Source organism: Agrobacterium sp. CCNWLW155 (assembly GCF_036888815.1).
Taxonomy (GTDB): domain Bacteria; phylum Pseudomonadota; class Alphaproteobacteria; order Rhizobiales; family Rhizobiaceae; genus Agrobacterium; species Agrobacterium radiobacter.
This window is the reverse complement of sequence record NZ_JBAKFW010000002.1, coordinates 263,413-286,216: the sequence shown is the minus strand read 5'-3', so window position 1 is coordinate 286,216 and position 22,804 is coordinate 263,413. Positions and strand designations below refer to the sequence as shown.

At 56.9% G+C, this 22,804-nt stretch carries 24 protein-coding genes and 1 pseudogene; 11 read left to right on the top strand and 14 right to left on the bottom strand.

The features are described from left to right. The first annotated feature begins 39 nt into the window (after positions 1–39). The 5 genes from V6S97_RS09960 (at position 40) to V6S97_RS09940 (ending at position 1,825) form a co-directional block, all read left to right on the top strand. Entirely contained in the window at positions 40–279 is a 240-nt protein-coding gene (locus V6S97_RS09960; RefSeq protein WP_334426732.1) for a hypothetical protein, read from the top strand. A 292-nt stretch (positions 280–571) separates the two neighbouring features. Next, the gene (locus V6S97_RS09955) at positions 572–841 is read left to right on the top strand and encodes a hypothetical protein (RefSeq protein ID WP_334426731.1); all 270 of its coding nucleotides are present in this window, start codon (positions 572–574) and stop codon (positions 839–841) included. Between the two features lie 65 nt (positions 842–906). Next, positions 907–1,191, top strand: a complete 285-nt coding sequence (locus V6S97_RS09950; RefSeq protein WP_334426729.1) for a hypothetical protein — start codon at positions 907–909, stop codon at positions 1,189–1,191. A gap of 12 nt (positions 1,192–1,203) precedes the next feature. Next, positions 1,204–1,599, top strand: coding sequence for a hypothetical protein (locus V6S97_RS09945; protein ID WP_334426728.1), 396 nt, complete (start codon positions 1,204–1,206; stop codon positions 1,597–1,599). After that, positions 1,583–1,825, top strand: a complete 243-nt coding sequence (locus tag V6S97_RS09940) for a hypothetical protein (protein WP_334426727.1) — start codon at positions 1,583–1,585, stop codon at positions 1,823–1,825. The genes V6S97_RS09945 and V6S97_RS09940 overlap by 17 nt, the downstream gene beginning before the upstream one ends. 92 nt (positions 1,826–1,917) lie before the next feature. Here V6S97_RS09940 and V6S97_RS09935 read toward each other — a convergent pair whose 3' ends face one another. From V6S97_RS09935 to V6S97_RS09905, 7 genes are all read right to left on the bottom strand, one after another. Then, positions 1,918–2,181, bottom strand: coding sequence for an Ig domain-containing protein (locus tag V6S97_RS09935; protein ID WP_334426726.1), 264 nt, complete (start codon positions 2,179–2,181; stop codon positions 1,918–1,920). A gap of 140 nt (positions 2,182–2,321) precedes the next feature. Next, the gene (locus tag V6S97_RS09930; RefSeq protein ID WP_334426725.1) at positions 2,322–2,612 is read right to left on the bottom strand and encodes a hypothetical protein; all 291 of its coding nucleotides are present in this window, start codon (positions 2,610–2,612) and stop codon (positions 2,322–2,324) included. After that, the gene (locus V6S97_RS09925) at positions 2,609–3,352 is read right to left on the bottom strand and encodes a hypothetical protein (protein WP_334426723.1); all 744 of its coding nucleotides are present in this window, start codon (positions 3,350–3,352) and stop codon (positions 2,609–2,611) included. Before V6S97_RS09925 ends, V6S97_RS09930 begins: the two co-directional genes overlap by 4 nt. Before the next feature lie 138 nt (positions 3,353–3,490). After that, positions 3,491–4,768 (bottom strand): plasmid recombination protein, encoded by a 1,278-nt coding sequence (locus V6S97_RS09920; protein WP_334426722.1) that lies wholly within the window; start codon positions 4,766–4,768, stop codon positions 3,491–3,493. Beyond that, the gene (locus V6S97_RS09915; protein ID WP_170268457.1) at positions 4,768–5,040 is read right to left on the bottom strand and encodes a hypothetical protein; all 273 of its coding nucleotides are present in this window, start codon (positions 5,038–5,040) and stop codon (positions 4,768–4,770) included. The genes V6S97_RS09920 and V6S97_RS09915 overlap by 1 nt, the downstream gene beginning before the upstream one ends. Continuing rightward, positions 5,040–5,300: a hypothetical protein gene (locus V6S97_RS09910; RefSeq protein ID WP_334426720.1), complete on the bottom strand. Its 261-nt coding sequence runs from the start codon at positions 5,298–5,300 to the stop codon at positions 5,040–5,042. Before V6S97_RS09910 ends, V6S97_RS09915 begins: the two co-directional genes overlap by 1 nt. Before the next feature lie 237 nt (positions 5,301–5,537). Continuing rightward, positions 5,538–7,298 (bottom strand): hypothetical protein, encoded by a 1,761-nt coding sequence (locus tag V6S97_RS09905; protein WP_334426719.1) that lies wholly within the window; start codon positions 7,296–7,298, stop codon positions 5,538–5,540. Between the two features lie 240 nt (positions 7,299–7,538). Here V6S97_RS09905 and V6S97_RS09900 point away from each other — a divergent pair, with 240 nt between their 5' ends. Both V6S97_RS09900 and V6S97_RS09895 read left to right on the top strand, forming a co-directional pair. After that, positions 7,539–8,429, top strand: a complete 891-nt coding sequence (locus V6S97_RS09900) for an SMODS domain-containing nucleotidyltransferase (RefSeq protein WP_334426718.1) — start codon at positions 7,539–7,541, stop codon at positions 8,427–8,429. After that, positions 8,384–8,977, top strand: a complete 594-nt coding sequence (locus V6S97_RS09895) for a hypothetical protein (RefSeq protein WP_334426716.1) — start codon at positions 8,384–8,386, stop codon at positions 8,975–8,977. Before V6S97_RS09900 ends, V6S97_RS09895 begins: the two co-directional genes overlap by 46 nt. A gap of 56 nt (positions 8,978–9,033) precedes the next feature. Here the strand turns inward: V6S97_RS09895 and V6S97_RS09890 are convergent, their stop codons facing one another. The 4 genes and pseudogenes from V6S97_RS09890 to V6S97_RS09875 form a co-directional block, all read right to left on the bottom strand. Beyond that, entirely contained in the window at positions 9,034–10,326 is a 1,293-nt protein-coding gene (locus V6S97_RS09890; RefSeq protein ID WP_334426715.1) for a hypothetical protein, read from the bottom strand. Positions 10,327–10,389: 63 nt separating this feature from the next. After that, the gene (locus V6S97_RS09885; RefSeq protein ID WP_334426714.1) at positions 10,390–11,364 is read right to left on the bottom strand and encodes a DUF2971 domain-containing protein; all 975 of its coding nucleotides are present in this window, start codon (positions 11,362–11,364) and stop codon (positions 10,390–10,392) included. A gap of 105 nt (positions 11,365–11,469) precedes the next feature. Continuing rightward, a pseudogene (locus V6S97_RS09880) lies at positions 11,470–11,883 on the bottom strand (magnesium chelatase domain-containing protein); the annotation flags it as partial. A gap of 370 nt (positions 11,884–12,253) precedes the next feature. Beyond that, positions 12,254–12,781: a helix-turn-helix domain-containing protein gene (locus V6S97_RS09875; protein WP_334426713.1), complete on the bottom strand. Its 528-nt coding sequence runs from the start codon at positions 12,779–12,781 to the stop codon at positions 12,254–12,256. A 531-nt stretch (positions 12,782–13,312) separates the two neighbouring features. Here V6S97_RS09875 and V6S97_RS09870 point away from each other — a divergent pair. The 4 genes from V6S97_RS09870 to V6S97_RS09855 all read left to right on the top strand — a co-directional run bounded on the left by V6S97_RS09870 (position 13,313) and on the right by V6S97_RS09855 (position 17,780). Beyond that, positions 13,313–15,256: an AAA family ATPase gene (locus tag V6S97_RS09870; RefSeq protein WP_334426712.1), complete on the top strand. Its 1,944-nt coding sequence runs from the start codon at positions 13,313–13,315 to the stop codon at positions 15,254–15,256. Positions 15,257–15,306: 50 nt separating this feature from the next. Continuing rightward, complete coding sequence (locus tag V6S97_RS09865; protein ID WP_334426711.1) at positions 15,307–16,236, top strand: hypothetical protein; 930 nt, start codon at positions 15,307–15,309, stop codon at positions 16,234–16,236. Positions 16,237–16,345: 109 nt separating this feature from the next. Further along, positions 16,346–17,122 carry a metallophosphoesterase gene (locus V6S97_RS09860; RefSeq protein ID WP_334426710.1) on the top strand — a complete coding sequence of 259 codons (777 nt, stop codon included), beginning with the start codon at positions 16,346–16,348 and terminating at the stop codon, positions 17,120–17,122. Positions 17,123–17,336: 214 nt separating this feature from the next. Further along, on the top strand, positions 17,337–17,780 hold the full coding sequence (locus tag V6S97_RS09855; protein WP_334426709.1) for a hypothetical protein: 444 nt from the start codon (positions 17,337–17,339) through the stop codon (positions 17,778–17,780). Between the two features lie 146 nt (positions 17,781–17,926). Here the strand turns inward: V6S97_RS09855 and V6S97_RS09850 are convergent, their stop codons facing one another. The 3 genes from V6S97_RS09850 to V6S97_RS09840 are packed head-to-tail and all read right to left on the bottom strand — an operon-like array spanning position 17,927 to position 22,699. Beyond that, a complete protein-coding gene (locus V6S97_RS09850) occupies positions 17,927–20,488 on the bottom strand; it encodes a DEAD/DEAH box helicase family protein (RefSeq protein WP_334426707.1) in 2,562 nt (853 codons plus the stop codon). Then, positions 20,478–22,055, bottom strand: a complete 1,578-nt coding sequence (locus V6S97_RS09845; RefSeq protein ID WP_334426706.1) for an Eco57I restriction-modification methylase domain-containing protein — start codon at positions 22,053–22,055, stop codon at positions 20,478–20,480. Before V6S97_RS09845 ends, V6S97_RS09850 begins: the two co-directional genes overlap by 11 nt. Beyond that, positions 22,052–22,699 carry an N-6 DNA methylase gene (locus V6S97_RS09840; protein ID WP_136882409.1) on the bottom strand — a complete coding sequence of 216 codons (648 nt, stop codon included), beginning with the start codon at positions 22,697–22,699 and terminating at the stop codon, positions 22,052–22,054. The genes V6S97_RS09845 and V6S97_RS09840 overlap by 4 nt, the downstream gene beginning before the upstream one ends. Positions 22,700–22,804 lie beyond the last annotated feature (105 nt).

Here is a 22,804-nt window from a genome sequence, read left to right as displayed (position 1 = left end):
CATAAAATCCATGTTTTCAAAGAGTTACGGAGCATTTCGATGGAGACGAAAAAGACCCTCGTTCGCGGCCTCGCAATTGATGTCATCGTTGTCGAAACGATGCATTCCGACAGCCTCGGCCATCTCTTCTATGTAGCCATGATCTATGTCCGCCATCGCCGGACTGGTGCGCAGCACCTTGTCCAGCGGACGCGCATCCCCGGCACCGGGCAGGCCCTTGCCCGCGATGTGCAGAGAAGGGGCATTCGTGCGCTCGAAGCTTTCAGACCAGTAGCCTGAGCCATCTTTGAGAACACATTATTAACCACCATTTCGACTTCTTGGTGGCAGGCACACCATGCGTGGAAGGCACCCTTTCCACAACAAGCAAGGATTCAATCCTTGGATGCATTCTTTCAGCAAGGATTGAATCCTTGCGCAGCCGGAATCGAATCCTTGACGGTGTTTTTTTGCCAAAGATTCGCGAAAATTTCGCATTATAATCAGTTGGATGGCTCAAACATCGACCAATTGACAATCTGGCATATCGTGTGATTGGAATACTCGCGTCATCAACCAATAGGAGAAACTGATGAGCGAGAACGAAACCCCCGTCGCGATGACGGCCGAAGAGCAGCGGGCCATTGCGAAGAAGATCATCCGGACATTCGAGCAGTTCAGCCAGGCGTACGACACATACGTCACTGAAATGGATCAGCTAGTCTGCTCGATGGAGCACGACGTGCCCCTCAATAAGAAGGCGCGGTTCCTGATCACCGGGCTGGATGGCGTCGCAATGTTCATGCTTTACGCGAAAGGCGTTGCGAGCACTCAGGTCGCGCCGTTTCTCCGCAAGTCATGAGATGCGGAACCTGGGCGGCTGAACGCCGCCCACCACACCACAACAGTTGGACGAAGGGCAGCGACATGCAGACCGCACGATTCGAAGGATGGGAACGCGACACCGAGGTCGCAAAGGACACCGAATCCACATGGACCAACTTTTTCATCGCCGGAGACGGTCCTGAAGATGAATATGATATTTGCGTCATCGGAGAGCCAGAGACCGAGTTTCCCGCTCATTTTGATGTCACCGGAATCAGGAACGGAAAGTCAGTGATATTTGCAGAAGGTCGCGCATCATCATTTGAAGACGCTTGCCATCTCGCCGAAATCGAAGCCCGCCGAGCTTCGATCCGGCCCGTTGATTGAAAGGGAACTGAAATGGGATTCGAACGACAGGTCCGGGAGCGGATCGAAGATGTACTGAACGGCAACAAGAGGCCGGAAGAAATCCCCGGCGCGACATCGGTTCGGTGCGCCACCGGACTCGTCCTCCGCAGTCTGGAAGGCATCACAACGCTATCGGAAAGCGATGCTTGGGACTATCTGGACTCTGGCAACGTCACCATCACTCAGAACCTCCGGAGCGAGTACTGGGAAAGGGCTGATAAATGGCGAAAGGGATACAAGGCAGCAAAGGCGGCGCTCGCAGAGGCAGAAGCGGCGCGGGAAAAACAGGCGCGGGATGCGCGACGAAAAGCGCATAACGACAAGCTGAACGCCCGATTCGACGAAATCGCTGCACGGAAGGGAAACGAGATTGTCGAAATTCAATGATCCGCAAGTTGTCGATCAGCTCCACATGATCAGCGGCAAACTATCAGCCGAAGTCGAAAAGGCCCTTGCAAGCGAGCAATACCAAGAGCTAGCGAGACTGCACGGCATTCAACAAGGGCTGATCCTCGCCATCGACATCGCGCGCGGAAAAAGCGTGAAAGTCCCGCAGAATCGCGACGCGCCATTCCTGGGCGCGGCAATCGCAACACTGGAGGAGGATGGGTAAAGATACCACCCGACGGCTCAGAAGGCCTCCTATGGCCTTAAAAATCGATTGCAAAGTGGACAACGGGGCTCATCGGCCCCGTTTTCACGTCATCAGGTCACGACGATGGTCACGCCCGCCGTCACCGTCGCCCCGGTCGAATCCGTCGCCGATACCCAGACCCGATGCGATCCGGTTTCCAACACTCGCCCGCCTATCTTTCCCGTGGCGGCATCGAAAGTAGCGCCTTCCGGAAGCCGTCCGAACAGCAGATACGTCAGGGAGTGCGGCGGCAGCCCGGTGACGATCGGAAGGACGACCGGACGCAGATCGAGCGGCGCCCCTGCCTTAACTGATGCCTCCCCGACGATCGACATAGAGAAGGCTGCGGGCGGTGGTACGGACTCCGACCAGTGCGGTAAGTCCGATTTACCACCCCACGTCAAAGCGGGCGAGATAGTGTCGGCATGGGCTGGCACGGCCACAGCGAGCCCGAGAAGAAGCACAGTAGCGCGGATCATTCTGCACCCCAATCAAGACTGTCGAAGTGGAAGCCATCGACATCGCCAGGATCATCGTCATCATCCCAATCCTTCCAGTCGAAGCGCGTTGGATCGAGATCGGCGATCAGGTCCGCCGCTTCGAGGACGAGGGACGCGCAGCCCTCCGCATCTGGTTCATCGCCCGCAAGCTCGTTGGCAAGGATTCGATCAATCTCGACAACGCGGTCACGGGCGACCGGAGGCAGTCCAATCCGGTCAAGGACGGCCGCGAAGCTGGCCCCGCCGAGGCTGTTGTTTTCGTTCATGGCTTCAGTCCTGCTCCTGAGTCTGGTTCCCCGGAACCGTCCGGTTCCGGATCGGGTTTCGGCTCCGGCGGTTTAGGCTGCGCAGCCTTCCACTTCAGCGCCTCGGCAAGCGCGGCGGCTGCGATTTCGGCGTCACTGGCACCATTCCGGCCGAGTTGTCGGAGCGACAGCCAGTCTTCAAAGAAGATGCGGCTGCGCAGCCACTCGACGGCTGAGGGCGGCACCCGGTATTCGATCAGTTCGCGGGCCTTGTCAGCCGTCTGACGGCGCTTGAGATTCTTGACAAGTTTCGACCATGTTGGCGCGGCGCGGCTACTGGTTCGATAGTACGGCGGATCGATACCACGCTCCATGTCCCACGCTGTGGGTCCGCGATCCTCATCATCCAGATGAGCAAGATTGACCTTCCGGGCAGGCCGGGGTTCCGACTCCCGGGAGGGAGCTTGAGCACGGAAACCATCGCCATCGGACAGCCGCCGGATCGCCCCACCCGGAGGTGACGAAACGCCAGCGGGAGGCCGTGGCCGACGCGGCGGCGGGAAGAAAGAGAACGACGGCATCGAGATCGGCGGCATGACGGCGAGGAAGGCGGACAGGATGGCGAGAAGCTGGAGCATCACCTTGCCCGCCGGATCGCTGCCTCGTCGTTGGCGCTGGCGTTCGATGAGAGCGCGGCGAATCCGATCGATGCAGTTTCGACGTCTCTTTTTTGCTTCCGGCTTCATCGTCTCTGCCATCATGTGAGCCCTCCGGTTGCCCTTGCTCCTGAAGAGGATGCAGGGCGGCGGGGACCGGCGCAAACCGCCCGGCAGGCCATGACACCGGAAGCGGCTGGGTACAGACATCACCCGAGGCGCCAGGAGCGCTGTACGGGCCGTTTAAACGCTTCCAAATGTTGACGCAGGGGCTGAAGGAGCCGATTCAGGACGAAGAGCGGCAAGCTCCTGCCGGGCAGCGGTGAGCTCCTGCCCGGTCACTGTCAGCGATGCCCGGAGGTTTTTTGCCCGTGCCTCCGCCTCGCGTCGCCCAGCGTCGGCGGTGCTGGCACGGTCGGCGGCATCGGCAGCGGTTCGTCGGAGAGCGTCCACTTCGGACTCGACAGACTGCCGGATGCGGGCCGCGACCTTCGATTTCCTGAATCCATCAAGCACGCTGCGGATCGCACCCGGGAGGCGCTGGAGCCGTGCCGTCGCTTCACGGACTCGTGCGGCTTCCTGCCGAACGCGGGCCATCATCGACAGGGCTTTGCTCTGTTCTGCTACGGCCTTGTCCTGAGCCTTCTTGGCAGCCTCAGTGGCAGCCTTGGCGATGGCGATCTGGCGATCGGCGTCCGCCTTCGCCACAGCCGCCTCCGCCGCGATCCTGGCGGCATCTTCCTTCGTCTTCGAGATGAAGGATTCGCCCCGCTCTTTCACCGCCGTCGCCCGCTCGATCGTCGCCTTCAGAGCGCGCGCCTGAGCTTGCTCAGCCTTCCACTGCTCACGCGTCAGACGGCGACGCTGGGGGCCAAGGCGAGCCAGACCGCAGGGAATGCCGACAGCTTCATGATAGGCATCCTGCCACGACCGCATGGCGGTCTTGTAGGCCGCGTCCGCCTTCTTCGACAGCGCCTTCTTGTCCTCGCCATCGGTGGGACCGGCCGCCATCGTCGCACGCTTCGCCACGACTCCCGGGTGATGGCGTAGCGCCCTCATTTCTGGATCATCGGTCGGCACGATGTACGCATGGACGTGGAAATGAGATTCGTCTTCATGACGCACGACCGATTTCAGATCGCTTCCGTATTGCGCCCGAAGCCAGGCGATTGTTCGCCGTTCCCATTCTTCAGCCTCCCGGAGTTTCGCCGGATCGGTTCGAACCTCTTCCATGGTGTATGGATGCGAGGCGATGACTGTGTGGAGCGTCTTGTGATCCTGCCGAAGCTTGCGGGGCTTGCCGCCCTTGACCGCCGTCATGGCGACGGCTGCGGCAGCGTCATGCATCGCCTCGACTGCATCGATCGTCGAGCCGTAGACGACGACCGGAGCCGATGGGTTCGCGACATGCACGGATGCCACCGGATCGCGGCGAGCCTCGGACATGACGAAGGACACCGTGCGCCCCTTACCGTCGCCCTTGCGGCTGTATCCCTCCATGTGAATGAATTGAAAGCTCATCAGTGCTTCCGGGAGGTCGCCGCGCCTTCAGCATGGACATCTCGAATGAGCCGTTCGAGAAGATCGACGTCGCCGCCGACCATTCCGAGCGTTTTCGCCTCCAGCCTCAGGGAGTCCTCGTATGCCGCCTTGTGCTCGGCATAGAGCGGTCCGAAGGTCGGATCATCCTTGATCTGCGTCATCAGAGCGATCCCGAGTCCTTCGGCGCGGGCCTTGGCATAGACCATGCGGCGGACGCGATCACGCAGCGTGTCAGTGATATTCAGAACCATCAGACAATCACCTCCTCGAATTCGAAATCGATGCCTTGGGTGAAGCTCGCAACAACCTGTACCCGATCGAGGAAATCACGGTCGCTCAGATCGGCGAAGCCGCCATTCAGTTCCGTCCGGTCTTGCGAGAAGCTGACATATCGCTCTGAGTTCTCCCAGATGACGGCGTAGCAACTTTTCGGCAGCCGAATGACCTTGAGCATTGCCGAGGAAGCTGGGCCGTGGTTGGTGACAAGTATCTGCCGTTCGTATTCCTGCATGATGATCCTCCCGGTGAATGCTGGTGGAAGAATCGTGATCGCCGGCGGAGCCTGAAACAACCCAATAGTAGTGACCGGCTACCACTGACTGCGTCAGCACCGGGGCCTTCCGCCGGACCTTTCCAGGGGACCATTTCATGGAGAGCCTTCCGGCGGACCTGGCCGGGGCCTTGTCGCCGCCCTCCCGGACGACGAGGCAACCGGATGGTTGCCATGGTGACGACGGCCTGCCTGTCATCACGCCGCTGCGCGGCAGCTATCACCCCACCGCTCCGAAGGGTGATATGGAGCCGAGAGCCGACGCTTGGCCCAGCCCGGTTCGTCAGCCTCATGCCTCGCCCGCATTTCAGCCTTCCGTTGGGCCTGTTCGTCAGTCTCAAACGGGATGGCATCGGCCTCAGTCGGCGGTCGGGGCATCAATCTGACGACGACCGCTCCCTCAAAGAGCCTGACGATGGTCTTCACGTCGTCGTCTAGCTCGTCTTCATCTTCGATTTCGCATTCTTCGAAGTGACCTAGGGTCCCTGACGGGACAGTTGGCCTACATGTGTCAAGGATATAGGTCGCGGCTTCCGCCGCCTCCCGTATATCCTCATCCGACACGGACTCGTCAATCGCCATACGAGCCACGCGCAGCGCCTCTTCCGGAGGCGGGGCGAAGGCATCGTCCCACCACTCGCGCACCGCGGACTTCCACGCCGCGATGTCACAGGTGGCTTCCTCCGACAGGCGCAGCGGGTCGTATAATTGGACCATGATCATCGGTTCGGCCCATGGAGAATGCCGCCATTGCGGAAGGCTCAAGCCGATGACGATGTTCGCCGGGGGCGATGCTTCTCCCGGCTCGCATCGCTCCCGCCGCTCCGGCTTCTCTGAAATGTCGCTGCCTTCGGCTGCCGCGTCTTCGGCGCCCGCATCATCGTCCTCGTCAACAGGCCGCTCGCGCTTGCCTTTCTTGACCCGTTCCAGGCGCCCGTCGCCACGTCCAAGATGGACCCTGACAACCTTTTCCTTCCGCTCTTCCAGCGTCTTCATCCACGCCTTGAAGTCGCCGAGGGGCTGGCAAATCTTGAGGCGCTGCGTCTGATGGTACAACCAGACCAGTTCATCGTCGCTTGCCGCCAGCGTGTCGTTCGGCTTCGAGCAGTATTTGACGATCTCCTCCACCTTCTCGACCTTCCCGTTGTCGCGCCATTCCGCCTTCATGAAGCGGTGCGTGTCGCGCAGGAAACGTTCCCATTCTGCGGAGCGCATGGCGCGGGTCGGCCAGTAGATGACATTGGCGTGGACATGGTACAGGACCGTCTCCGGCGGATATCGGTCGGTCATGCCGCGCTCTTCCGCCGTCGCCCGCGTGAATTCGATGCCTCTGAAAAGCACCCTCACATCGTACCCGCCACCGTTCTTCTCGACTGGCGCGTTGATGTAGCTCGCCCATCTGGTGATGCGTCGGGAAAGCTTCTGGATCTCCTTCCGGAGATCGCCAAACGCCGGGACCGGCTCGGCGCATGTCATGACGGCGTACCTGAAGAACCTGGAATTCTTGTGTCCGATCATGAACAACTTCAACCCATTTACCATCGGCCTGCGGTCGCGAGCGGCGATCGTGGGCAGGAAGCGGCAGGCCCGGTATGATGCCATTGTCTCCACGATCCCCGTGACAGCCGATATCAGCGTCACGTCGCCGTCGCGGGCCACGTTGATGCCCGCCCGCGTCAGCGCCGACGCGATGCGCTCCGTCTGCTCTGTCAGTCGGCGCGTGGCACTGGCCCTCTTCGCCCACACGACCGGATCGAGCATCCAGCCCGTATTCGACCGCAAGACCTTGCCATGCGTCTTCCGGGCAGGATCATTCGCTGCCTCCATCACGGCGGCACGCGCAGCGGCAGCGTCAGCACGGCGTTTCGCCAAGCGAGACGAGGCGTTGTCAACAATTTGGTTTTGAAAAGTAGTCTTCGGCTCGGCTTCGGAGGGGAAATATCCGAGCCCCGGGCTCACCGAGTCGTCAACGGCGGCTTTACAACGTCAGCAATGTCGTTCAACATTTGAGAACATCTCCAAGAAAAACCGCCGCGAGGGTTGCTGCCCGTTGACCGGCGGTTTTTCTATGCTCGCTGTCGGCGGAGCGGAGGTCAATGCATCTGCTAAACTTCCTGGGGATCACGAGAGAACCTTATGGGATGACCTTCAACTTTGGCGAGAATCAGTTGATACCTTCCATACGGGAAGGATACGGGGATGTGGATTGCAGTTCGCGAGCGATTTAGGCGGTTTGCCACCGATGTGGCTCTGACTGACGATCAGATCACTGACGGTGTGACGAAGTTCACCAACATAGGTCGCTCGCTGGAGCGAGCCTATTACGGTGGGAACTTCGGAGATCATCCACCCGCTTTCATGGTGGGATCATGGGGGAAGGGCACCCAGGTCCGGCCCCCGCGTGACTTGGACTGCTTTTTTATCATACCCCCAGGGGAGAAAGCGCGTTTCGATGCGCGTTCCGGGAACGTGCAGTCCGCGTTGCTTCAGGAAGTCAAAGATTCCTTGGCAGTGACCTATCCGAATTCGCGGATGCGTGGCGACGGTCAAGTTGTCGAGGTGGCCTTCAACAGCCTCACTGTCGAGGTTCTGCCTGTATTCTCCATCCCAAACGGGCAGTTCTGGATGCCGGACACCAACGGTGGAGGTGCTTGGAAGATCGTGGATCCTATCGCGCAGATGAACGTGATCCACACTGCGGACACTGCGATGAACGGCAATGTTCGGATCCTGTCAAAGATGATGAAGCTATGGTCGCGAGAGCAAAACGTGCCGATAAAGTCGTTCCTGCTGGAACTACTGGTGGCCGAGTTTCTTCCGGCCCGCGGAAACGGCTACTATGACTTCTATTGGTACGATTTCTACGTTCGGGACTTCCTTCACTTCTTGGTATCGAAGGCTAATGGCTATGTGGCGATCCCGGGAATGGGAGAGTATCTGTTCCTCGGCGACGACTGGCTGCATAAGGCAACACGTGCCCGCGATAACGCGCTCTCTGCGTGTCATTGGGAATATCACGACGACGACGTCACAGCGGGGGAAGAATGGCAGAAGATATTCGGGAACAGGATCCAGACGCACGTCAGATGACCGATCGTCGAATGGGTGAGATTGCGGTCGAGGCCCTTCGCCAATCTGAGTCATGCCTCTACACATCCACCGCAATCTTCATCTGGCTCCGGACGGTCCGCTGGCAGCAGAAGGCCGTCGTACTCGCCCCCATCTTTCTGACTGGCCTCGTCGGCTTTGGATACTTCAAGGATCTCGTGCCCGCCTGGACTATAGCCTTGATGGGCTTTCTCTCGACGCTCGTTCCGGCCTTGGCAGACGCTTTGGACATCGAGACTCATGTCGATGAACTGAAGACGAAAGCGGCCGAATTCAAAGCCCTCCAAGATCGTTTCCGGAAGCTTTCACGGATAGGCATCCTTGGTGACATTGAGCGAGCGGACAGCGAACTGAATGAACTCATGGATCGGTTGGACGTAGTACGATCCAGCTCAATCACCCCTCCGGAGCGATTCTTCGAAAAAGCCCGGGAGAAGATCAAGCGAGGCGACTACGACTTTTCGATCGACATTGAGCTTCGGCAGTTTGTCTCGGACTCGGGAGCGAAGTCGCTGCCATCCCCGCAGTGATTGTCGGCGCGGAGACGATCTCGTACGCTGGTCAAGACGGGATCGCTTTAAACGGGTCAAATTTCAAGCTTCGTCCCGAAACTTGCGGCCTTAAGCGTTTCAATGAAGTCTGCGTGTTTGACGGTAATGTCAGCACGACGCAAGAGAATCTGAGTTATCGTCCAAGCAATATAGTGGACGTTGTTGACCTCAATCTGTGCCACGCTTCGCTCGCCATTGTGAACAATGCGTGAGCGGAGATCATAATGCTTCTTGAGGCTCTTATACAATGCCAGCCTAGTCTCGGGCTTCTCGCTCCATATAACACCTGCATAGCGCGAAATCGTTTCAGTGACGGGACCGTCCTTGCTCCCTCCCGAAAGCAGCGCTTCGATCGTCGTGAAGAACAAGAGCACTCTCTCGGCAGGTTCCTGGGCACGGCGTGCCCGTGTCAGCCATCCCAAAGCCTGTTGCATGCGTTCTGCCAGCGTATTGCTCTTGGGATCGAACACATGCTCCGCAACTCCAATGACCTTCGAGCTATTCAGGATAGCTATTATATCTGCGTCAAGTTCATACCAGGGTGCAGCCGTGCCCCCGCCAAAGGCTGGACCCTCTGGGCCGATGCTCAAGCCGTGGGACTGGATTGGATGCGGATACATGGGGTGCGGCTCAACATCTGCTAGCTTGGGGAACAACCCCCTCGGCTTCTCGTAGTGCAATCTGATGAAACTAATCGCCACATCGATGAACCATAGGGCTTGTAGTTCCAGCCCTTTTGCCATCCCCTGTACCGATACATCCCAGCAAAGCTCTGGTAGATGAATATGGACGTTTAAGGAGGTTCCATCCTCTATGAGGGTGAAGGCGCTCCTTTCACTCTCAATCGGCGAAATTCGAATTGTTGATGATAGGCCTTCAACATCCTGGCGGATGGATTCACGTTTTGCGATACGGACAGGCCCAACCTTGACCTCATCCACATCATCCATCGTGCGAAAAAGCGTATTCGGGCGAATGATGCGGTACTTGATCTTCGCCGCCTCTTCAATGCCAACTGCTATCGCCTTCGCAATGTCCTTCAAGCGGTCAGAGTCAGCGCTGCTAAAGGCGATACTACGTGCAACCTCTTCAACTGACTTCTGATGAATACGACTGGCGCCGAAAACTTTCACAGCTCTGGCTGACAGATTTCGTGATGCGTCCAGCAATTCCTCGGTGAATTCTACGGTACCATGAGCTCCGGTGCTAAACCCCTTACCAGGCTCCTTCAGGAGCGTGCGAAAAACTTCATCGCTTTCAACAAGCGCGGCTTGAAACGCCTCGACAAACACTTCAGCGAGTTGGACCAACTGTTGATCACTGACCATCCGATTCGAACTCAGTTTCTTGCCTCCCGGGCGATCGCCGTCATCCCGATCTTGATGCCTGTCCTAGGTCCGCAACGGGATGTTTGAGTAGGAAACCTTGCTCTTTGCGTTCTTTACTCCAGCTTTTTCCAACTCAATGACGATCGCGTCCCAAACAGGGATAGGAAACTGTGTCGGGCCGATAAGAACGTGTTCGAGAAGATCCGGAATGGAAATTCCCGTCATGCCGCTAGGAGCATGATCCTGTAGCGGTATCTTGTACACGGGCTGAGGGATTCCGGCGATGCATTCCACGTCGAGTTCCAGGCTGCCTTGCTCATCGAGCTTTTCGGTGTGCATAATTCGCCACTCTCTCTCTTCAAGAAAGCCCGGATGCTTCGTGCACATCGCCACTGCGCGAAGCAGCATGCAAAAATAGCCTTTGATCTCCTCTCGACCCTTCGATTGTAGAAACTCCTTGTTGGTGGCGATGTTGTTGGCGATCTCTAGGAAGAGATCGCGGAGATCGTTGTCATCGAAATAGTAGACGGGGCTACTAAATGCCCCGAAAGTGTCGCTTAGGCTGTACAGCGGCAGGGGATTGATTACCAAGCCGACTCCCACCTGATTGGCAGTATAAGACCGCCACATGGAAAGCCGACCGTAATCGTTCTCAGACGAATCATGTTCGGAAAGACAAGTCACATATGTCTTGTTTCTCAATTGGAACAGCCATCCGTCGAACCATTTAATACTATCTTCGGTCAACCCCGGGAAGACCGCGTCCAGCGCTGTACCGACCGCGCGAAGACCTTTCTCCGGCTCCGAATCCACTGGAGGCGAAAAGGAATGCTGGAGGAGTTGGAATCCATGTTCCACTTCCATGAAATCGTTCATGCACCGAACGTTTCTCATCCAGACGCGACCATTGCGGATGATCGAAACCGCTGCTGCTGCAGAGGTGTAATGAATTAGGCGTCGGTTGTGACGGATCAGATCGTCTCGCTTCCGACCTTCATGAGGCGCGAAGATATCCCGGAGCTTGAACATATCCTGCATGGCGTCCCCGAATCGTTACCCACGACCTATCATAGCGCTTAGAACGTGCGTTCCGACACAGGTTCTCCAGATTCTCCGGAACAGCTCATTAATGTAGCATAACGTCAGCAGATTATGGCCGCCAGCGGCGGCCACCTCCAGCGCGCGCCGGGCACTCTCCTGTCCCTTGATGTCAGCTAAATCAGGCAGATTAACCGGATTGGCGCGGATGGCGGGCGTCGGGCGCGCGAGAAGCTGTGTGCCGCGAAAATGATTGGCGAGTGCAATGAGACTGCGCGGGGCGAGAATATCGATACTGGCTCCGGCCCAGGCCGCTTCCGGCCCGCTTTCAGCCGGGCAGATCAGCCCCTTGCCGAGTGCATTGGCGCCGATAGCCGCCGGCAGGGCGCCCGAAACCGTACCGATGGTGCCATCAAGATTGAGTTCGCCGAGAACCACATAACGTCCCAGCATGTCTGCCGGTATCGCCCCCAAGGCAGCCATGAGGCCAAGCGCAATGGGAAGATCAAAATGCGATCCTCTGCCACATTCTATTTAATTATATCCAATGGGTCTCGTAAGTTGCAACTCTTAACAGCGCACATCTTCAGCTCTCGCGGCCAGCTGACAGGGCTCCAGTGGTTGATGGGCAGCGAGGCCACACCTGGCCTTGCTGTTCCCAAGCGAACGCTACGAGAGAATGGCCCTGTCAAGGCCGTAGAGCGAGCCCTTGCGGCGAGCGTGCCTTTACAGGGACAGGCACGAGTGGCCGAACAAACAGAGCATCCGCCAGGGGCGGATTCAATTTTTCCAAATTCTTACCAAAAATTTTCTGCGTTTCTGGAAATGTTTCACGCGGCCCACACACCGACCACACAAGACGTGTCGCTCCGTAGCGTCCACGCTAGCACTAAACTCCCCATCGGGCTCCGACGCCGTAATATAGTTGGGTGTGCGCATCACACCATCCAAGGAACTCGACGCCACTCTTGATGTAGAATTTGCGAAGCTTGTCGATGATGCTAGGCCATGGTTCGCCGGCTTCCACTCTTCCGATAGCACTGCTTTTCAGGCCGGTCCGCTCGGCTGTTTGTGTTTGCTTGAGGCCAAGCAAGGCTCTCGCAGCTTGGAAGGACACGCCGCCGTGCACAGCGTGATATTCCCCGATGTCCACGGTATCTCGGTCGGCAGGCACCCTCCACCGAGCGCCCGCGCGCGCAACTTCCTTGCCCATGGTCAGTTCCCCCAAAAACTCAATGCCCTTGGATTCATAGAACTCGATCAGCCGAACGTTGTGGTCGTTAAACACGGATATCCCGGCCTCCGTCGCAGCTATCGCTCGACGTGGAATACGGACGATTTCAGCCACCTCGGAAAGGGAAAGTTCCGTAAGTGTGCGTGCGACCCTGAGTGCTGCGGGAGAGGTGGGCGTTTTCATCTCGGATGAAAAGCCGGTTGCGGACCGCTATTGTCAATGTTTTTGCACTGGGGTCTTTATTTGCACGCGAATCACGTTATAAACGTATTTATTGTGCATATTATGCACCAAAGGAAAGAGAGCGGTGGCAACGTATGAGTGATTCGTTCGGCGGTTCATTTCTAGGATTTTCCCATTTCGGTCTTATCCAAAGTCTCAAGCGGCTGGCAGACGACCTTGAGAACCTGGAAACATGCACGGCGGCGAGGTCGTCGGTGGTGCTTCTAACTGATTGGGCCTTGATGGAACGAACAGTCCCATGTCTGGTTGGGCGTCCAATTGGTCATCCAGCGATCGTAGACGGCCGTGCGGCATGTACCAGTCAACTGTTCTTCATAGACGAGCAGCGTGGCATAGCCCGGACATTGTCGCGTTGGTACAGGCTCGCGCCACCAAGTCATACCGGTCGCGGTTTGCGACAGTAGCACCAAACCTCCGGCATCGGCACACCCAAGCTGGACTGACAGCGATCGCCATTCTCAGGATATCTCAATGCCCAAAGATCATTCAGGCAAACGAACCCGCGTGCCGTGGAGGCCGACCACAGTGAGCCGCACAAGCGTGACAGTGCCAGTGTATATGGCATACTGCTCGATCGCGGCTGCGCTCCGGCCGTGGAACGAAGTCGAGCGGAAGGCCATCCTTACACTGGTTTTCAACGATGACTATTACAGGCCGATTTATTCCCAAGCAGCCCAAGTCTTCGCGCGGGAAATCTGGAAGTCCTCTGACTGGGAAACGTTTATCTTCGAGTGGTCGAACAAATCGTTTCGCGATCAGTCCCTCGCCGATAGGAACCAACGGGGTATCTTCCTGTCGCCACCCCGGTACCAGTTGACTGACGACGAGGTACTTTTTTCAGACGCAGTCATCGAAATCGGCCCCCGCTCCAGAAGGCACGCAGAGGCGGCGCTACGGCGAGCAGGACTTCCAGTCGAGGAGAAACTCGTTGATTTATTGATATCGGAGCCCTGGCCGCGTCTTTATTCTGCCTTTCAGGACCGGCGGGGTCCCCTGCAGGCTCTGGAGCGTCTCCGACGTCATCAATTTCCTAAGCCGAGCCAGGACGAACCCAAACCGCAGATTACGGAGTCGAGCGGACTCACGCTTGCGGACATGCACGGTTTCGGCCCCGCTCTGGACTGGGGATATGACCTCGCGAAGGACCTGGCAGACTATAGGTCCGGTATGATCCGCTGGAATGATGTCGACTCTGGAGTCTTGCTCAGCGGACCGCCGGGGATCGGGAAAACGATGTTCGCAAGCGCATTGGCCAATACCTGCCGGGTACCGGTTATCTATGGTTCGGTGTCTCGCTGGCAGGAGGCGGGGTCGCTCGATGACCATCTGAAGGCCATGCGCACTTCGTTCACGGAAGCAGAGAAGGAAGCGCCATCGATACTCTTCATCGATGAGGTGGATACCTTTTCTCACCGTTCGCACTCCGACCGCAATTCAGGTTACCTCAGGGGGATGGTCACGGGACTGCTCGAGCTTCTCGATGGCTTTGTGCGGCGAGAAGGCGTGGTCGTCGTTGCGGCGTGTAACCACCCGAACCTCATTGATTCGGCCATCCTGCGTGCCGGTCGGCTTGATCGGCATCTGGAACTCACATATCCCGACGGGCCATCGCGCCTTTCTATTTTGAAGTATCACGCCGGCTTTATGCTCGAGGGGGCGGACGCGGAAAAATTCACATTCGCGACTGACTGTTTCTCAGGAGCAGATATCGAGCAACTCGTACGAGGTGCTAAACGGGCGGCTCGACGCAACGCGGTCGATCTGGGTGCCGTTCACGTTATTGACCAGCTCCCCACGCTAGCCGAGCTTCCGGAAGACTACTTGAGGGCGCTTGCCGTTCACGAAGCGGGGCACGCTGTTGTCGGATTTGAAATTGGACATGAAATTGCAGGCATTGAAATTTCAAGGTTCCGGGCAGTCGGACAACTACGTCAACTCGGCAGGGTAGCGTATGAGCCGCTAGGTACACGAGCGAGGACCAGGACAACATACCTGAACTCGATAGCCGTCTGCCTCGGAGGGATTGCTGCTGAAATTGAAGTCTTCGGCGCGTTCGCAGATGGTGCGTCCGGCTCGAGTGATGCTGATTTGAACAGGGCCACCGAAATCGCGACGGTTATCGAAGGTGTCACAGGTATGGGCCACACGCTCATGGTGGAGACCCTTGAATTGGAGAAGCTTGCGAAGATGCGCCTATACAATACTGAACTTCGAAGACAGGTTCATCTGTTGCTGCAAAACGAGCTCGCGAGGACGAGGTCTATCATTCAGAGGCAACGACCAGCGTTAGATGCGCTCGCAGAGCGGTTGATGGATACGTGCGTCATGACAGGCGAAGAGGTCATTCAAGTCCTGCAAAGCAACCGGCGATATGTGGTCAGTCTTGCCAAGACCCAACTTAGAACAGGCACATGATGGCCAAGCGCACGCGATCATCCGGGATACCAAGGAAGACCGGAAAGGCCATGCCAGGATCATTGGGCGAAATGCTTGATCAAATCGGGTTTCAACCTCTTGGCAGGCGAATAGTGGTTCATCGGCACGAGGTTCCGCGAATTCCTCACCCTTCTCATTGGGTCGGCCCGGTGATCGAGTTTCTAAAGCTCGCTCTGCCGAGCGCGGGGGCGGGCGGATGGAAGCATCTGCACATCAGCGCATACGAAGCGGCTTGCGATGGGTTGGTCGCCTTGGGTTCTGCCGTAGTCGTCAGTGTGGGAGCAACTCCCGTCGCCGAGCCTAAGCTCCCAGTAGTTTTTCCTCGCTGGGACGACATTGCCACCGTTGTGGTTTCTTTAGCAGGACAGGCCGGTCTATTGGAGCATCGGGCCTTTGCGAGCGCGCGTGACCAACCCAAAGCGACGGGCGTTTTGCGTCCAAACATACGGGCCGCTAACGGAAGCGGTCCGGCGTACCTTGCATCCGAGGCGTTTCCAGCATTCCTGAGCCTCGGGATGATTCTCGACGGGCGCTGGACGGATATAGCGGAGACTATCCTCTGGCGCGACTTTCCCGATGTATGGGGAATTGATTTTACGGAGGATCATCGCTTTATTGCGGCATGCAATAAGGCATTGACCAGCGTTCCCGATGACATCGCAGCGGACATTAAGCGGCTGGCGACGATATCTGACGAAGATATCAACGAATGGCTAGAGCTTGCCGAAAGGCATGCACCCACACCAAAGACCAGGGAGGATGCACTCAAGTCGCTGTATTTTTGGGCTCGCTTTGGCTTGGATCGACTCTTCCATAGGCGATGGCGTTTGAGCGACGGGTGGCTCTCCGTCGACGAGTCGAAGCGAGCGCTAATCATTCAGCACGATCCTCTCGCCATACACATGCGAGGCGAATTCATGTCGCATTATATGCCTGAATCGCCATTCCTTGCCGAGTAGGCGGAGCGGAAAGCAGGAACTAGATGAAAACTCAGATGACGACGGGACATGCTGAAACGCGCGGAGCGCGATCCCTGCGGGGCTATCTCGGCGAGATTGCGATGTATCCATGAAAATCTGGGTATTTTCGGATTTGCACGTCGAATTCGGGGTGCCGTTCAAGCATCTTCCGCCGGAAGACGCCGATGTCGTTGTCTGCGCGGGCGATATCGCGACAAAAGGCATCCTGCCGAGTATCGAATGGCTTACGCAAAACATCGCTCGGACGATTCCGATAGTGTTTGTTGCGGGAAACCACGAGTTCTACGGCGCGTCCTTTCAAGAAAGTATCCGCAATGCCGAGATCGCGGCCAACTACCCCGATTTCCATTTTCTGGAAAACGATGTCGTGGAAATCGGTGACGTGACGTTTGTTGGGGGCACCTTGTGGAGCGACTTTCGACTATTCGATCGAAATCCTGAGGTCGCGATGGCGTATGCCAAAGCCGGAATGAATGATTACAGGCGGATCAAATTCTCGAAGGAACCGTATCGCAAATTCCAGCCGATCCATGCTTATCGCAAACATCAGGAAACCAAGGCCTTTCTTGCCGCCGAGCTGCGCAAGCTGCGGGGACGGAATACGGTTGTGGTTACCCATCATGCACCGTCGGGACAGTCGATCTCCCCAGAATTCAAAGATGATCCACTCTCGGGATGCTACGCGTCCAATCTTGAAGACCTGATCGTCGAGACGCAGCCCGCGGTCTGGATTCACGGCCACGTCCACCATAAAAACAACTACCGCATCGGTGAGACAACAATCGTTTCAAATCCTCGCGGATACCCGGGAGAAAACATCGGCTTCGAGCCCGGACTTGTCGTCGAGGTTCGCGGCCGAGATTGATCTCAGAAGGCGCAAGCTTTCATGCAAGAGGTTCTGCAACGAAACTGGAATGTCTAAAGGCTAGGCCCCTAATGAGATGATGCGACGGGCGAAGGGTTGACGTTTGGTCAGAGAGGATCAGGTCGAGGAGGCGATAGAGGCCTTCGGGCATGCTCATTTTGGACGTTGCGTTGGGGGTGTGGTCGGGTCGATTGAAGCGGCGCGAGGAGGTATCATGCCAAGAGGGAAACAAAAGCCGCGCGCCGTGTTCGGCTTTCCGGAGATCGAGGTTGGTGACTGGCATGGGGAGTTCGCTGGTGCCCCCTCGGGCAACATCGGTCAGCACATTCAGCCGGGGCCGCCCATCACGGTCGTAGAGTTTACCTATTTGATCCTCGGAGCGGTGGTCATTTCGCCGATCAGCAAACTCCGATGGCCAGCCGTCGTCTCCTTCTGGGTCCGAACGGCGTTAACCCCCGAAAGGGAGGAAGCTGGCTTCATGTTTAAATCTAATCAGATTCCGTCTGTAAATGTCAGCTTCGAAGTCACGCGGCCGCAGTTCACCGAGACTTGCTGGCTTTTCAGAGAAAAATTGCTCAAGGACTTTCATTTCCGCATTGGTCCTGGAACAGATAATCATTGGCCGCTGGAGAGCTGGGGAGCGAGTTTTCGGCTTTGATTTACGCACCGGCCGAATGCCTCGCCAATGAGGTTGCCACGCGCGCCAGATGCCAAACCGACATACTCAGGCGTGGTGTAACCAGAGTCGCAAACGCGGTCCCCGCCGATGCGGACATTGTGCCGTCGCAATGTCCCTCAAATTGATCATGACAACTCCTTGGCCACAACGGTGTCGTAGAGGCCGTAATGGGTCAACCCTTCGTGGCTTTCGATGCCCGTGTAGCGCAGGGAGGCATCCTCGTAGCGGCGGAAGGCAAACACGGCCTCGTTCATCCGCTCAGTATTGAACACTTTCAGCCGCACCAGGAGGTGAAAGTCGGCCACGGTCAAGCCCGTCACAGTCAGGAATAGGTCCGACTCGATCTTGGTGATGACATCCTGAAGTGTATTTTCGCGGAAATCCGTGAGGTACATGAAGGCGGGGATACGGGTAGCGAACTTGATGAGCTTTTCCTGCACGAGCTTACGCTTGGACTTGTATTCTTTCTCCTCGTCGCTCAGCTCTTTCTTCTCTTTCGCGGTCAGCTCGCCTTCCCGGGCTTTCTGCTTCAGTTCTTTGACCTTATCGCTCTTGTTGATGATGGTTTCGATGATGTTGTCGCCCAGTGACCGCCAGCCCTCAATCCGCTCGACGGCCGACATCGCATCGGGATCGTTGAGAACGCGGGCGAGCGTAGCGTTGTCCACGTTTACTAGCAGCGCCGATTCCCACTTTCGGGCGAGCAACGTCGCCGAGGTTCCGGCCATCGCAATGTCGAGGATGCCGCCCGCGTCGATCTGCGTCATGTTCGCGCCGTCGTAAGCCAGTACAGGTAGAAACGAGACAAGGTCCCGCACAGCGTGCTCGGGATTTGGCTCGCCGGGAGAAAGACCGATACCGTATTCCGACAATTGCCGTAGCGCGCGCGTCGGCGCAAAATCGAAAACGAAGCAAACCGGCTTGAGGACTTCTTCCTCATTCGGATTGTCACCGTTAGGATTTTTGATTGACCACGGCGATTGCACTCGGAACGCGGCCTGAAAATAGGTCTCCGGTGATTTTAGATTGCGGAGCATCAGGATTGAGGACCATTGCGCCACCGTCACTCCAGTCGTCAATTTGCCACAGGACAGCGTGATCGTCTTTGTGTCGAAACCGCTTCCGACAGCCTGCCGGACAGGCGGTAATGCCTCGAGCCCGATCCCGGCCGACGTTCCCGCCGCCACGACAACATTGTAGGCATGCCAGAATGTATTTTGCCGCTCGGCAAGTAGGTTCGCCATCGCATGACAGGCAGCTACGTTGGGCAAGAACCAGAATGAATGCTGCAAATAGGGAAGCAACCGCACGTCGGAGTAGGGGAACGGCGGCCGTGTCCCCAATTTGAGGCTGTCAAGCATTTGAGGCGCGTAGCCACCGCGAATGATATCGAGCCATTTCTGGACATCGGTTTTGTGTTTGAAGGCCGCCGTGTTACCTGTGCCTATGGCGGCGAAGAAAGCGTTGAGGTCAAATTCATCGAACTCGCCGGCGCTGGCGATCGCCAACAACTCGTCGGGCATCTGGTAGGTCAGCAGCCGCATTTGCGGAAGTGCGCCGTAGGGATTGCGCTCGCCCGGATAGCGGGCAGCAAACTCCGCTTTAGCGCGCTGTTCGTCTGTGTAGGTCCAGTTGAAAATCTGCTCTTCAATGAACTCCCCCGTAGCTAGCGCCTTGAATGGAGTCCCGGAAAGATAAAGGTAGGCGCGCGTGGTGATGGGCAAGAATTCCACCTCGCTCTCCGAAAGCACGCCAAGGTCTTCATTCACATCTTCCAGATCAGAGGCATATTCCAGGCTCGTTTCCTTTTTAGCGACCGCCGTCTCCTCACCCTCGAATAGTTCTTTAGCGGTTTCGCGCCATGCGCCGAAATGGTATTCATCAAATACCACAAGGTCCCATTTGACCTTGTGGAGCCATTCGTTTTTAGCCTTGATGTTCCCGGCTCTGTCGCGGCCCAACATGTCTTGGAATGATCCAAAGTAGACCACCGGCTTGTCATCATCGATTTGGCTGGGATCGCGTCCCGTGTTCAGGTATTGCCAACCGTCGAAATCGACATGCGATTCAAGGTCGGTCTGCCATGCATCCTCGACAGCTGGCTTAAACGTCAGCACCAGCACACGCTTCGCGCCGAGCTTTTTGGCTAGCTGGTAGGTGGTGAAGGTCTTGCCGAAACGCATTTTGGCGTTCCAGAGGAAGCGCGGGACGGCGTTTGCCTCCTGCTGCCAGCGGGAATGATAGTAGGCGTAAGTCTGTTCCACGGCCGCAGTCTGCTCCTCACGCGGAGGAAAGGTTTCATTGTGGGTGCCGCTAAGCCTCAATCCCTTCTTTAGCTCGGTGATTGCGGTTTTAACGTCATCGGGAGAACAGCGCATCCACTCGCGAGATGCGCCGATAACCACGTTCTCGAAGCCTTTCTGGATGAGGCGTTGGCGAACGTCGCTGTCACGGAAGGCCGAGCCATCTTCGCGCTCGGCAATTGCATCGACGTGCAGGGTATACGCCTGTTGCATCTGCCCCTGGGACTGCCGAACGCGGTCGTTAACATTTTCCCGCGTCGTCTGCCCAACCTTGATCAGCCCAACATACGAGGCAGGTGGATCATTGGGAGTCCACCCGTAGATTCGTAGCCGCGCTTCCGGTTTGATAGCGAGGATTTCTTCAATAGTGGGCTTACTCGCCATCGTCCGCGCCCATCATTCGAACCTGAGATTCTATGTACGCCTGCTCTTCCGCCGTAATTCCATACTTTTGATACAGCATCTCGTCGGTCCAAGCGCGATCCCATTTTTGCATTGGGACCCAGGTATAAGTTGAGTGGGTGGCGTGCTGGGTGATCTTCCGGACTGAAACCAGGAAACGGAACAGCCTCGTGCAGTAGTATGACTGTATGCTTTTCGCCTTCTTCTCGGAATCTACGTAAAAGAAAAGAAAAGATTGGGTGCATACGGATGGCGATGGCGCAACCAGCGACTTTCCTAAGATTGGGTGAGGCATTACATCCCCACCATTATATGCTTGAGGCACCAACACCTTCCAAGTGTCCACCAAGTTAGCGCTTTTGTTCACCTTTTCTTTGCTAATGAATCCCACGCCACGTTTCATCGTCCTGATAAAGTAGATGGGGACGTCGCCATTCTGCTCTTTTAAGTGAAACCCATCAAAATTCGATGTCCAACCGAATTCCTTATCCCGGGCGAGGATGGCATTTATCGATGGCTCGCCGTGAGCCAACACTTTGTGTAAAATAGAAACGGCCCGGCCGTCTCTGACAAACACATCGTATTCGCCGAGGTCCCGCGGCATAGGGCCGACGCTCTCGCCGCCCCGAGTAGTGGTCACGTTGCAAGAGCCGTTGTGGGCCGAATCCCACAAGAAATAGCAAACACCAGCTTTGATCTCGACGCCCGGAAAAACTTCGCTTGCGGCCGGGTAGTCAAACAAATCGCGAATGCGAGGGTCTGACAACATTGCCTTCCGAAATTCGTTAAGCCCCAGGCCCGAAGCCATCCACCTAGATGGGATCACCATTGCAAGAAACTTCGGTTCCAACATCTTTGCTTGCTCAACGAAGTGCTGGTAAATCGGGACATCGCGCGTCCCACCGTCAGAACCGAGCTGGTATGGAGGGTTGCCTATGATAACGTCGAACCGCATGTCGTCTCCAAAGAGCTCGGCGACGCGAGCCTTTACGTTGTCCGTATGTATGAAAGCGTAGGCGTGGGTTTCGAAGCCTTCACCGCGGTCGAGCGCGTTCCTGCTGGCGTTGCAAAACGTGCATCTTCCGTCATCCCAGGAATGTTCGGTCCGATGGAACCAGATGTTGCCATCGTCGCTAGCAAAACCGCTGGCAACGGAATGCGCGCCCATTGCGTGCTTCGAGCAATATAGACTACGGCGGGCAAGCAGGCTGGTTAGTTCTGTAATGCCTATACCGAAAACCTGCTTCGTGAGGATATGATCTACTCTCACCTGCAGGTCGGGGATTTCCCCTTCCAACCCTCGTATCAGCCGTCCGGCAATCTCACGCAGGAATACACCCGATTTTGTGCAAGGATCGAGGAAGCGTACCGAGCTATTTGACCAGATGTCCGCTCCCCCATAACGGGCGGCCCATGCCTCGGCAAGCGTGTCGAGCATCCGGTTTGCGAACTCGGGCGGCGTGAATACTTCATCACTTGAAAGGTTGGCAATGCAGGTCAGAACGTCGGGGTTACGGCCCCGCAAAGTAAACCCGGCCTGTATATTCATTCCGCTCCCCCCGAAATATCTCCACCAGCCAAACCACGCACAGTGACGGGAGGGTATATCTTGGCTGGCGTAAAGATTTCGTGCTTACCGAGATGAGCGAATAGCGAACCTTCCGCACTGAAACTCGCCATGCCGGTCAGCACATCGAGGCGGAAGTCGCGCCGCTGAAATTTTCCCTTGCCGATATAGCCCCATTCAACCACCCGGATCGGCGCGCCTTTCGTATCACGCATGGTCATCGCATCGCCTTGAATGAGATTGAGCGACAGCACGAAGGACGCGGCGTGATAGAGTTCGTCCGCCTTATCTAAGTTGAGGTAGTCGGCGAATACCTCCAACATGTTCGCGCGACATTCCGCGATGTTGTCCGGCAACAATTCGATACCATACGCGCACATTAAGGCCAGCAGGGCATAGTTCCGCTTGTCGAAATCGGATTTGCCGAATTTTTGCTCCACGGCCGCGAGCTTGCGTTGCAGGATGGGAACGAGAAAGTTTCCACTACCGCAGGCGGGTTCCAAGAAACGAGAGTCGATGCGTTCGGTCTCGCCTTTAACGAGATCGAGCATGTGTTCGACCAGCCATGGCGGTGTGAATACCTCTCCGTGATCGGCAACGCGCTTCTTGGACTTGATGAGGTTCATGATGGGGTCTCGGCGCTAGAGCTCGTCGGCACGGTAAATAGCTTGTACTGGCTGGCGGAGCAAGCTTCGGGGTCTCTCGCCATAAGAACATGTCCGCCCCGCCAG

Excerpts from the sequence above, each read along its gene's own strand:
- V6S97_RS09960 (WP_334426732.1), top strand. The coding sequence starts at position 40 with ATGGAGACGAAAAAGACCCTCGTTCGCGGCCTCGCAATTGATGTCATC.
- V6S97_RS09955 (WP_334426731.1), top strand. The coding sequence starts at position 572 with ATGAGCGAGAACGAAACCCCCGTCGCGATGACGGCCGAAGAGCAGCGG.
- V6S97_RS09950 (WP_334426729.1), top strand. The coding sequence starts at position 907 with ATGCAGACCGCACGATTCGAAGGATGGGAACGCGACACCGAGGTCGCA.
- V6S97_RS09945 (WP_334426728.1), top strand. The coding sequence starts at position 1,204 with ATGGGATTCGAACGACAGGTCCGGGAGCGGATCGAAGATGTACTGAAC.
- V6S97_RS09935 (WP_334426726.1), bottom strand. The coding sequence starts at position 2,181 with ATGTCGATCGTCGGGGAGGCATCAGTTAAGGCAGGGGCGCCGCTCGAT.
- V6S97_RS09930 (WP_334426725.1), bottom strand. The coding sequence starts at position 2,612 with ATGAACGAAAACAACAGCCTCGGCGGGGCCAGCTTCGCGGCCGTCCTT.
- V6S97_RS09925 (WP_334426723.1), bottom strand. The coding sequence starts at position 3,352 with ATGATGGCAGAGACGATGAAGCCGGAAGCAAAAAAGAGACGTCGAAAC.
- V6S97_RS09920 (WP_334426722.1), bottom strand. The coding sequence starts at position 4,768 with ATGAGCTTTCAATTCATTCACATGGAGGGATACAGCCGCAAGGGCGAC.
- V6S97_RS09915 (WP_170268457.1), bottom strand. The coding sequence starts at position 5,040 with ATGGTTCTGAATATCACTGACACGCTGCGTGATCGCGTCCGCCGCATG.
- V6S97_RS09910 (WP_334426720.1), bottom strand. The coding sequence starts at position 5,300 with ATGCAGGAATACGAACGGCAGATACTTGTCACCAACCACGGCCCAGCT.
- V6S97_RS09900 (WP_334426718.1), top strand. The coding sequence starts at position 7,539 with ATGTGGATTGCAGTTCGCGAGCGATTTAGGCGGTTTGCCACCGATGTG.
- V6S97_RS09895 (WP_334426716.1), top strand. The coding sequence starts at position 8,384 with ATGGCAGAAGATATTCGGGAACAGGATCCAGACGCACGTCAGATGACC.
- V6S97_RS09890 (WP_334426715.1), bottom strand. The coding sequence starts at position 10,326 with ATGGTCAGTGATCAACAGTTGGTCCAACTCGCTGAAGTGTTTGTCGAG.
- V6S97_RS09885 (WP_334426714.1), bottom strand. The coding sequence starts at position 11,364 with ATGCAGGATATGTTCAAGCTCCGGGATATCTTCGCGCCTCATGAAGGT.
- V6S97_RS09875 (WP_334426713.1), bottom strand. The coding sequence starts at position 12,781 with ATGAAAACGCCCACCTCTCCCGCAGCACTCAGGGTCGCACGCACACTT.
- V6S97_RS09870 (WP_334426712.1), top strand. The coding sequence starts at position 13,313 with ATGCCCAAAGATCATTCAGGCAAACGAACCCGCGTGCCGTGGAGGCCG.
- V6S97_RS09865 (WP_334426711.1), top strand. The coding sequence starts at position 15,307 with ATGCCAGGATCATTGGGCGAAATGCTTGATCAAATCGGGTTTCAACCT.
- V6S97_RS09860 (WP_334426710.1), top strand. The coding sequence starts at position 16,346 with ATGAAAATCTGGGTATTTTCGGATTTGCACGTCGAATTCGGGGTGCCG.
- V6S97_RS09855 (WP_334426709.1), top strand. The coding sequence starts at position 17,337 with ATGCCAAGAGGGAAACAAAAGCCGCGCGCCGTGTTCGGCTTTCCGGAG.
- V6S97_RS09850 (WP_334426707.1), bottom strand. The coding sequence starts at position 20,488 with ATGGCGAGTAAGCCCACTATTGAAGAAATCCTCGCTATCAAACCGGAA.
- V6S97_RS09845 (WP_334426706.1), bottom strand. The coding sequence starts at position 22,055 with ATGAATATACAGGCCGGGTTTACTTTGCGGGGCCGTAACCCCGACGTT.
- V6S97_RS09840 (WP_136882409.1), bottom strand. The coding sequence starts at position 22,699 with ATGAACCTCATCAAGTCCAAGAAGCGCGTTGCCGATCACGGAGAGGTA.